This is a genomic window from Pseudanabaena sp. 'Roaring Creek' (assembly GCF_001402795.1).
Lineage (GTDB): Bacteria > Cyanobacteriota > Cyanobacteriia > Pseudanabaenales > Pseudanabaenaceae > Pseudanabaena.
On the sequence record NZ_LIRE01000194.1, the window covers coordinates 1 to 9,187 of the forward strand.

Annotated in this window: 10 protein-coding genes; 4 read left to right on the forward strand and 6 right to left on the reverse strand. The window is 43.0% G+C overall.

Annotation, left to right across the window (positions count from 1 at the left end; genetic code table 11):
• Positions 1–178: 178 nt before the first annotated feature.
• From AC805_RS06190 to AC805_RS06205, 5 genes are all read right to left on the reverse strand, one after another.
• Positions 179–1,606: a carotenoid oxygenase family protein gene (locus tag AC805_RS06190; protein ID WP_055074608.1), complete on the reverse strand. Its 1,428-nt coding sequence runs from the start codon at positions 1,604–1,606 to the stop codon at positions 179–181.
• Positions 1,607–1,686: 80 nt separating this feature from the next.
• Positions 1,687–1,875 (reverse strand): hypothetical protein, encoded by a 189-nt coding sequence (locus tag AC805_RS06195; RefSeq protein ID WP_156341324.1) that lies wholly within the window; start codon positions 1,873–1,875, stop codon positions 1,687–1,689.
• Positions 1,838–1,993, reverse strand: coding sequence for a hypothetical protein (locus tag AC805_RS25455; protein WP_156341325.1), 156 nt, complete (start codon positions 1,991–1,993; stop codon positions 1,838–1,840). The genes AC805_RS06195 and AC805_RS25455 overlap by 38 nt, the downstream gene beginning before the upstream one ends.
• Positions 1,971–2,435, reverse strand: coding sequence for a cupin domain-containing protein (locus tag AC805_RS06200; protein ID WP_055074610.1), 465 nt, complete (start codon positions 2,433–2,435; stop codon positions 1,971–1,973). The genes AC805_RS25455 and AC805_RS06200 overlap by 23 nt, the downstream gene beginning before the upstream one ends.
• Positions 2,432–3,016 carry an NAD(P)H-dependent oxidoreductase gene (locus tag AC805_RS06205; protein ID WP_055074611.1) on the reverse strand — a complete coding sequence of 195 codons (585 nt, stop codon included), beginning with the start codon at positions 3,014–3,016 and terminating at the stop codon, positions 2,432–2,434. Before AC805_RS06205 ends, AC805_RS06200 begins: the two co-directional genes overlap by 4 nt.
• A 168-nt stretch (positions 3,017–3,184) precedes the next feature.
• Between AC805_RS06205 and AC805_RS06210 the strand changes: the two genes are divergently transcribed.
• From AC805_RS06210 to AC805_RS06220, 3 genes are all read left to right on the forward strand, one after another.
• Entirely contained in the window at positions 3,185–3,739 is a 555-nt protein-coding gene (locus tag AC805_RS06210) for a PadR family transcriptional regulator (protein ID WP_055074612.1), read from the forward strand.
• Between the two features lie 46 nt (positions 3,740–3,785).
• Positions 3,786–3,965, forward strand: coding sequence for a PCP reductase family protein (locus AC805_RS06215; protein WP_009628322.1), 180 nt, complete (start codon positions 3,786–3,788; stop codon positions 3,963–3,965).
• Between the two features lie 610 nt (positions 3,966–4,575).
• Positions 4,576–6,279, forward strand: a complete 1,704-nt coding sequence (locus AC805_RS06220) for a GspE/PulE family protein (RefSeq protein WP_055074613.1) — start codon at positions 4,576–4,578, stop codon at positions 6,277–6,279.
• A 248-nt stretch (positions 6,280–6,527) separates the two neighbouring features.
• Here the strand turns inward: AC805_RS06220 and AC805_RS06225 are convergent, their stop codons facing one another.
• Positions 6,528–6,812 (reverse strand): DUF427 domain-containing protein, encoded by a 285-nt coding sequence (locus AC805_RS06225; RefSeq protein ID WP_055074614.1) that lies wholly within the window; start codon positions 6,810–6,812, stop codon positions 6,528–6,530.
• Between the two features lie 145 nt (positions 6,813–6,957).
• On the opposite strand from AC805_RS06225, the gene AC805_RS06230 reads away from it, so the two are divergent.
• Entirely contained in the window at positions 6,958–9,099 is a 2,142-nt protein-coding gene (locus tag AC805_RS06230) for a sugar transferase (RefSeq protein WP_055074615.1), read from the forward strand.
• Positions 9,100–9,187 lie beyond the last annotated feature (88 nt).

Sequence of the window (9,187 nt, forward strand, 5' to 3'; positions counted from 1 at the left end):
TATAGATAATTCAAATAAAAACTACAGCTTCGACTTCGCTCAGCTAGCTTACACCGAGGGCTGAGCGAAGTCGAAGCCCGTCTACAAGTTATTTAAAACAACTATACATTTGGCGATAGCTATAGTAAGGGTTTTCAAGTTAAGAAATGGCGGAGCCATTTCTTAACTTGATATTATTTTAGGATCGCCAAGTGCCGTGAAAACCCATGGGCACGATACTGGGTAAAGCTAAACGACAAACTGGCTCGGAGTCTAAGCGATCGCTATCAAATACCCATACTTCTGAACTTTCGCGATCGCCATCAAAGACAACGGTAATCACATAACCACGGTCGGGACGGGTCAAATCGGGAGCGAAAATTGGTTCCATTGGATAGCAATTTGTACCAAGATCGGTTTCAGCAATAGTATTGTTTTGACGATCGTAACGAGCGATCGCATTAAACAGTTCGGTTTGGGGAGTTGCTGATTTTCGGACAGAGAGATAGGTATAGCGAGAAAATTGTCCGACTTCGGCAGGTGCGACAATCGGGAATTCCGAACCACGATCCATTAGCTGAGTAGTTTCAAGGAATTCTCCCGTTTTGGGGTTGAGCCGCATTTGCCAAAAGTTTCCCTGAGCCTTGGTTTTAGTATGCCCTGAAGCAACTTCCTTGAGGAATTGATTAGTCGTAAAGTCCTCATAGCGAATCAGGTCAAAGACCACATTGCCATCGCGATCGCTATAGCCATTACCAAAGTGCCACTGAAACCAAGGCTCGACAATATTGCGACTGACTAATTCAAGGTTGTGGCGATCGAATACTAAAATTTCCGTTCCCTCTTCAGGCTTCCAATCCAATGAATCGCTGTAGCTTTTTAAATTCAGTAGTACTGGCAGTGGATTCATCCGTAGAGGAGGTACGCAGAAAATCAAATAATCTCCTGCGAGGACAAAATCATGGATCATCGATAGTCCAGTTAAGATTGTCTGATTCTTAGTGATGAGATTGCCATGACGATCGCTCCGATAGATATGTAAAGTTGCATTCTTTCCATAGGAAACTCCAAAATTAAAGATTTCCCCTGTTTGGGGATCGCGCTTGGGATGAGCGGAATAGGGTAAATGCTTCTGTAATCCTTCGAGATTTTCTAACCCGTAGGTTTCGAGGGTTTCTAAATCTAAAGCATGGGGCAAACCTCCTTCCCATAATGCTAGAAGCTTGTCGGGCAAGGCTAGAACAGAAGTGTTTGCCACATTCTTAGAAGACTTGCCAAAGCGTTGTAACCACGATCCTGTAGCGGTCATACCGTAATTGCCAAAGATCAATTTATCGGCTTTTTCTTCAATTAAATATCCTTCAGTTTGCACGTAGCGATAGGTGGCTCTTGCTTGTCCATCGGCAAAATGCACCGCAAGAATCGCGCCATCGCCATCAAACCAATGCCCCACAGTAAATTCGCCACGCTCTAGTCTCGCGGGACCATTGCGATAAAGAGAACCTTTGAGATTTGCGGGAATCTTACCAGAGATGGTCGGGAGGTTTGTGAGAGGGAATTCCTGCGCTGGTTTAGCGATCGCCTTTGCCCAAGATGCCGATTTTGAATTTGAAATAGTTACAGTCATGATTTAATTCCGTTGGTTGATAGGATTGTTGAGGTATTTTTGCCGTAAGCAATTGGAAATCTCTAGAAATCTGGAAGAGCTTAGGGTAATTGTCTTTTCTTAGAACTCTGTAAGGCTTGAAACCAATGTCCAGATAAGACAAACCGAGGAAATGTAATCCATTGCTCCAAAAAGATCCGCATGATCCCATTGATTGGACTGGAGAAAGGTTCGGCGGTATGTTTCTCAAGGCTATGCCCTTTGCCTTGCATCGATATCGATAAAATCATCAGCCCGATGCAACCAATGGCAGCCATTAGGGAACCATTCAGGATTGCGATCGCCAGTCCAAGGTTTGCCGCAAGGAATAAAGGAACTAAGATAACTAAGATTGATAAGGAATTCCATCTTTATGGGTAAATTGCCAGCCCTGTTCGGTCGAGATCGCGACAAGATCGTCATCGGGATAATTTCCTGCGTCGTTGGGAAGGCGATCGCCAATTTCTAGGTAAGTTGCCACTGCATCGGAGTGATTGTAAAGGCAATGTCCATTTGCCTCACCCGCAGGGAATCCTACAGCTTGACCAGCTTTTAAAATAGATTCACCTTCATCGGTAATCAGGGTTAATTCTCCCGATAGGATGTAGATAAACTCATCTTGCTTTGTATGCCAGTGACGAAGTGCCGAACGAGATTGTGGTGCGAGGGTGGTTAAATTTACGCCAAAGTTCTTTATGCCAGCCGCATCACCTAAACGTTTTTTTTCGCGCCCTGCGACAACGGGCTTAAAGCGATCGGGATAGTTAGAACCTTTACGAATGGGGACTTGATCAGGGTTGATGATGTTCATAAATGTTGATTTCCTAAATTTCCTATTTGATTTAGCCACTTCTGTCTTTGGGCTAGATTGGAAGTTTTAACGCTACCAATGGTAGTGATTTTTACTGGTTTGACACCACAAAATTCCAGAATTGTGTTTTTCATCGCCTTATGCCCTGGGCTACCATTGACAAATCGGTAATACCAAGGGGGCGCGTCCATAGTGACAATTAATCTGGCACTTTTGCCTTTGAGAAGACGATCCCACCAAACAGAATCTTGACGATATTTGAAGGCAAATCCTGAGGTAAACACACGATCGATAAATGCCTTCAGCAAAGTGGGCATCGTTCCCCACCAAGTCGGATAGACAAAAACTAGATGTTCCGCCCAACGAATTTCATCTTGGGCTTTCAGTACATCCTCTTCGAGTTCGGGAATTAGTTTGGATCTATATTCGGGGGGATTGAAATTAAATTTCAAGTCATTGATGACCAACTCACGGACTTCCGCACCAGAGGCGATCGCTGCCCTCTTATAGGCTTCTGCAAGGGCAAAACAATAGCTGTCGGGGTTGGGATGTCCTTGTAAAATCAAGATTTTCTTACTCATAGCTTTATTTTACGTTTCCTCCTTCAAGGTTCCTGCCCTAAAAGCAAGCCTTACTTTTAAACTTTATTTGTATTCAACTAGGTTACTATTCACTTAGTTGAATATACTAAATAATGTATACTCAACTAAGTGAATATGTCAATCCCAGTTCAAATAAATTTCAAACCTATGTCTCTTGCTCATGCCATCATGGTTTCTTTGATTTGTGAACCAAAAAGTGGTTACGACCTCGCTAAACAATTTGATGGGTCGGTGGGATTTTTCTGGCAGGCGACCCACCAACAGATTTATCGGGAATTAACGAAACTAGATCAGCAAAATTGGATTGCCGCCGAAGCGATCGCTCAAGAGGGGAGACCCGACAAAAAGATATTTTCAGTTACGGATTTAGGGCTGTCGCATCTGAAAACATGGTTATTGCAATCCAGCGAAGTTGCCACCGTCAAGGATGAATTTTTGCTTAAAATCTATGCTGGCTATCTCGTTCCTGAATCAGAAATTATTAATCAAATTCAGGAGCATCGCCAACTGCATCAGCAACAACTGGAAATTTATCAGGCGATCGAGCGCAACTTTTTTAGCGATCTGCAATCTTGCAGCAGAGCGAGTCGCTTTGCCTACCTAACTTTGCGCCGAGGGATTATCTTCGAGCAGGGCTGGATTACTTGGTGTGATGAAGTTTTACCTTTAGTTGCAGAGCTTTCTAGCGATCGCATAGGTTAAAATTTGTTTCGTAAAACCAAAACCTAAAACCAAAACCTAAGACGCAATGAGTGAAAAGATTACATGGACTCCTGAGGCGGAAGCTAAGCTCAAGGATATTCCTTTTTTTGTCCGTCCTTTTGCTTTTAAAAAGATTGAAAAATATGCTCAGGACAATGGTCTAAATCCCATCACTATTGAGGTTTACGAACAGGCAAAAAAACAGTTCAACAAGAAATATGACTAGCTATTTCTAAAAGAGCATACCCAATGGGTATGCTCTTTTAGAGTAATCCTAAATGAGTTGAGATGGGCTTCGACTTTGCTCAGCTAACATTGGCATCGACTTTGCTTAGCTAACATTGGCTTCGACTACGCTCAGCCAACGGTAGCTGAGCGAAGTCGAAGCTAAATAATTGGTTGGGACATTTTTGATCCGTCCAGATGGGCTTCGGCTCAGCTAACATTGGCATCGACTACGCTCAGCCAACGGTAGCTGAGCGTAGTCGATGCTAAATAATTGGTTGGGACATTTTTGATCCGTCCAGATGGGCTTCGGCTCAGCTAACATTGGCTTCGACTTCGCTCAGCCAACGGTAACTGAGCGAAGTCGATGCTAGATAGGTGGGTGGGACATTTTTGATCCGCAAGAGCCTTATAAGTAACTCAGCATAATGAAAACCCGCAGCGCAGGTTTTCATTATGCTGAGTTACTTATAGGTTTAATACCAATTCATGAAAGTGTGACAACACTTTATTGCCAATCGATCGGTTCTCAGAAATTGATGACTGTATCCCTAAGCATTGCCTTTGTTTGCTGATAGTATATTGGCAAGTTCAATAGTGGGCTAACGGGAATGAGTCAAACACAGTCTGTTGGGGCACAGTCAATTGGGGAATCAGTTTGGAAACGTTTACGGCATGGCAATATTGCATCCTGCGAAGAGGCTTTGCAGTTTCTTATTGATATTGATGGAAATGTACATCTAAATTGGCTTGACCAAGAGCTAAACTATCGATTTTTTCGCGAATTTGAAGACCGTAGTATTCTGCCTCCAGTGATCCCGTTATTGCTGTGGCGCAATTGTTTTTATATAGGCAGTCCCCAGACTCTTACCGATGAAGATATCAAAATGATCGGCGATCGCATTTTGACGGACGTCAAAGCGATCGCGATTTCTAGTGATAGCTATCGCAAGTGGTTTCGCCGCCAAAATATCCCTAATCCCAATCAAATTCACTCGGCACAGGCGATCAATCCCCTCACGGGTGAGGCAGAGCAAGTTGATATTGGCGAAGTGACCGATCTGTATTTGTCACAGGCAGTCGATCAGACTCGGCGGATTAATGCCCTCATCTCCATCGCCCTCCAACATCGAGCCAGCGATATTCACCTAGAGCCCACACCTAGGGGGCTGCGCGTTCGTTATCGGATTGACGGGATTTTGCGCGATATCAAAACCTTACCCCTTGAGATCAGTCGCAAAATCATTGTGGCGTTAAAGGTCATGTCGGATATGGATATTGCCGATAGCCGTCGTCCTCAGGATGGTCGCATCGGCAAAGAATATACCAGCGATGAAAGCTTGCATCTCAATCTCGATATGCGGGTGAGTACTCTGCCCTGTGTCTGCGGAGAAAAAGCTGTCATTCGCCTATTGCCCCGCGATAATCCTTTTTCTAGTCATCTGGAATGTTTGGGATTTAGCGATCGCGCCCTCAAAATCTATGACAATTGGCTAAGGCAACCCCAAGGGCTAATCATCATGACAGGTCCCACTGGCTCGGGCAAAACCAGTACCCTATATACCAGTTTGCAGGCGATCGCTCAAGAACATGTCAACGTGATTACGGTTGAAGATCCCGTTGAATATATCCTGCCAAACATTACCCAAACTCAAGTTTGTGAACCCGCAGGCATGACCTTTGCGGCAGGGCTGCGAGCAATCTTGCGACAGGATCCCGATATTGTCATGGTAGGAGAAGTGCGCGATCCCGAAACGGCAGAAACCGTTGTGAGAGCAGCTTTGACTGGGCATCTTGTCCTATCCACAATGCATACTAACGATGCCGCTAGTGCGATCCCTCGCCTCAAGGATTTAGGTCCCGATCCCGGACTTATCAGCGACGCTTTGTTGGGAGTAGTTGCCCAGCGTCTCGTCCGTAAAAATTGCCCCCATTGTTCCGCGCCCCATCATCCCACTGGAGCGGAATTGCAAGCCCTCAGACTGGAACGCGAAGATATCGATATCGGTCGTTGGCGCAAGGGCAAAGGATGCGATAAATGTTTCTTCACGGGCTATATTGGGCGCGAAGCGATCGTCGAGCTGATCGATATTGATGATGCTTTTCGGCAAATGATCTATGAAGGAACGATCTCCCAAATGAATCGCTACCTTAACGAGATTGATTTTCATTCGTTCCGACTAGCGGCAATTAATAAGCTGAATTCTGGCACAACTACAACGGAAGAGATATTGCGAGTTTTACCTAGGAGTGCGCTCCATCGTGTTAATTCACCGATCTCGCGTCAAGCTCATATTAAAGCAGTCAATACTTAATTTCAGTTCGGGTTAAGCTAGCAAATTTTAAATATCCAAAAGTAAAAGCCTTGCTACGCAAGGCTTTTACTTTTGGGCGTTGAGAGAGGGTTTGCGTAGCAAACCCTCTCTCAACGCCCGTTTCAAATTATCCCGAACTCGCGTTACTTAAGTGAGCCTGAAAGTGTTGCGGCACTTCGTGCCGCAACACTTTCAGGAGGAAGGTAAATAGGAGCCTGTAGCGATCGCTACAGGCTCCTATTTACCGATCAGGACTGGACTTTTACGCCACGCCAAAAGGCAACATGTCCTTTAATTTGTTTGGCAGCATCCTTGGGTTCTGGATAATACCAAGCCGCATCTTTATTAGTTTCACCATTTACTTCAATGCTGTAATAGCTTGCGACCCCTTTCCAGCTACAAGTCGTGTGGGTGGCACTGGGTTTGAAATATTCTAAATTTAAAGAGTCCTCAGGGAAATACTGATTTCCATCGACGACTTCACAGCGATCGCTTTCCGCAAGCACCACACCATTCCAAATAGCTTTTGGCATAAATCTGCAAGTTTTAAAATTTATTACATTTTTTATTGTAATGCTTGATAAACTTAGTGTCAGTTTAAAGCACTATACTCTAATTTATTGAGTTACTTTCAACATTGAAAAGTGCTGAGTTAAGGATTTTAGTCAGGCTTTAAAGATGCTTTTAGTCACTGTTGGCACAGAACAATATCAATTCAATGCTCTTATGCATTGGATCGAACTATTGCTCAAGTATCAACTAATTAATGAAGAGATCTTGGTGCAGTATGGTTTTTCAAGTTATTTTCCTGATGGAACCAAAGCCTATAGAAATCTGACCGAACAAGATTTTTTGTATTTTGTCGATCGCGCCAGTCTAATTGTTAGTCATTGCGATGAGGGCATTGCTCAGCTATTAGAGGATAAAGACATTCCCTATGTTCTCGTACCCCGTTTACAGAGATTTCGCGAATATATTGATAATCATCAAATGGAGGTTGCTGATGATTTTGAGCGGCGCGGGATTGCGATCGCCAGATCGCCTGGAGATTTAGTCAAATTTATTAAACTGCAACAAACATCGACGGTAATTCCTGAAGTCAATGAATCCCAACTATGTGAATATTTAAAAAATCGATATCACCCCCAGAAACTAATGCTAGTTTGTGCTGCTGGTGGTTATTTTCGCTATATGCAAAGCCTGAAAGACTTTTGGAGCAATTATAGCGATCGACTATGGGTATCGGTCAGAAATAGCACTACGGAAAGGGAAATTGAAGATATTAGAAAATACTGGGGATATATCCCTGTAAAAAATAATTTAGGAAATTTTATCCGTAACTTATTCCTAGCAATTAAAATCGTTCCTTATCAAAAGCCAGATTTAGTAGTTTCTACGGGCTCAGGGTTTTCGGTTCCCTATCTGTTAACTGCTCGATGGGTTTGTCGCAGTAAAGTTGTTTACATCGAATCTAAAACCCGTTTCCAAAATGTCAGTTTTACGGCTTGGCTATTGATGAAACTCCGTGTTCTCGATCTTATTGTGGTTAGAAGTGAAGCGATCGCTAATCTCTATCCTCAAGCTACTTATATTCCAGTTAGTAAGGATCCAACTGACTGGGACAATAAGCCCAGTCGAGATTATAAGCAACCTTCAATCGTTACCTTTGATGAGATTGCCTTTATATTTAGTCCAGAAAAATTTATGTTTTCTACGGCTAGAGAATTTCTCGTTAACTTTCAGACTATCTGCAATAAAGAGGACTCCTATCAGAAGATTGTGATCGATATGAGTCATACTACTGTGATGGATAGTGCGGGATTGGGAGCCTTGACTAATTGTTTGAGAATCGCCATCCTCAATGAGACAGAATTGGTTCTCTGGAGCGTGAGCGATGCGGTGAGCGCTTTGATCGGTCTTTCTTCACTGGGCAATTTATTTGTCATCGAAAAAGCTAGCAATACCTTTCGCGTTCCTAATTCTATCCAGAGGACTAAAGTCAGAAATATTACGAAGTTTGGCTTGTTTCTATTTCGCACTCAGCGATTGTTAAAACAAATTCCTTTTCTGCGGGTCTTTTATCCCATCTTAAAGTTTTTATTCCCCTTTATTGACATAGATCCCAGCGTTCCCGTTCACCCTTCGGTACGCAATCCGATCAAAAGACTCATTGATATCATTGGCTCGTTAATTGGCTTAAGTTTTACCGCCATTGTATTTATCCCCATAGCGATCGCCATTATGACTGAAAGCAAAGGTGAGGTTTTGTTTGGACAAGTTCGTTGTGGATTACTAAGCAAACCTTTTCGTATTTGGAAGTTTCGTTCTATGGTTAAGAATGCCGAACAGCTCAAAACCAAAGTAGCCAATCAAATTGATGCAAATTCAGCATCAGTGACGGCTATTAGCGACAATCTAAGTTCTGGTGACAAATTTTTTAAGAATGCTGACGATCCGCGCGTAACTAAAATTGGTAAATTTTTAAGAAAAACTAGTATTGACGAATTTCCGCAGTTTTGGAATGTCTTAATAGGTGACATGAGCTTGGTAGGAACTCGTCCTCCTACCTTTAATGAAATCAACTCCTACGAACTGGAAATTGAATACCATGACGAACGGTATACGGAATGGAATCGTCTGGATGTTAAACCAGGAATTACGGGAGTATGGCAAGTCAATGGACGTTCTAACGTACGAACTTTTGCTGAAGTCGTTAACTACGATATTGAATATCGCAAGAACTGGAGCATTTGGTACGATCTAAAATTAATTGTCCAAACGGTTCTAGTTCTCTTTGATAAAAAGAATAAAGCGGTGTAATTATTTTTGTTAAATTCGCAAAGCATTGTATCCTTTTAAGCAATAAGCAGTTAAGCATAATTAAAAACCAAAACAAGAGAGCATACCG

Bases quoted from the DNA above. Each gene is read 5' to 3' on its own strand.
- AC805_RS06190 (WP_055074608.1), bottom strand. From the start codon at position 1,606: ATGACTGTAACTATTTCAAATTCAAAATCGGCATCTTGGGCAAAGGCG.
- AC805_RS06195 (WP_156341324.1), bottom strand. From the start codon at position 1,875: ATGATTTTATCGATATCGATGCAAGGCAAAGGGCATAGCCTTGAGAAA.
- AC805_RS25455 (WP_156341325.1), bottom strand. From the start codon at position 1,993: ATGGAATTCCTTATCAATCTTAGTTATCTTAGTTCCTTTATTCCTTGC.
- AC805_RS06200 (WP_055074610.1), bottom strand. From the start codon at position 2,435: ATGAACATCATCAACCCTGATCAAGTCCCCATTCGTAAAGGTTCTAAC.
- AC805_RS06205 (WP_055074611.1), bottom strand. From the start codon at position 3,016: ATGAGTAAGAAAATCTTGATTTTACAAGGACATCCCAACCCCGACAGC.
- AC805_RS06210 (WP_055074612.1), top strand. From the start codon at position 3,185: ATGTCTCTTGCTCATGCCATCATGGTTTCTTTGATTTGTGAACCAAAA.
- AC805_RS06215 (WP_009628322.1), top strand. From the start codon at position 3,786: ATGAGTGAAAAGATTACATGGACTCCTGAGGCGGAAGCTAAGCTCAAG.
- AC805_RS06220 (WP_055074613.1), top strand. From the start codon at position 4,576: ATGAGTCAAACACAGTCTGTTGGGGCACAGTCAATTGGGGAATCAGTT.
- AC805_RS06225 (WP_055074614.1), bottom strand. From the start codon at position 6,812: ATGCCAAAAGCTATTTGGAATGGTGTGGTGCTTGCGGAAAGCGATCGC.
- AC805_RS06230 (WP_055074615.1), top strand. From the start codon at position 6,958: ATGCTTTTAGTCACTGTTGGCACAGAACAATATCAATTCAATGCTCTT.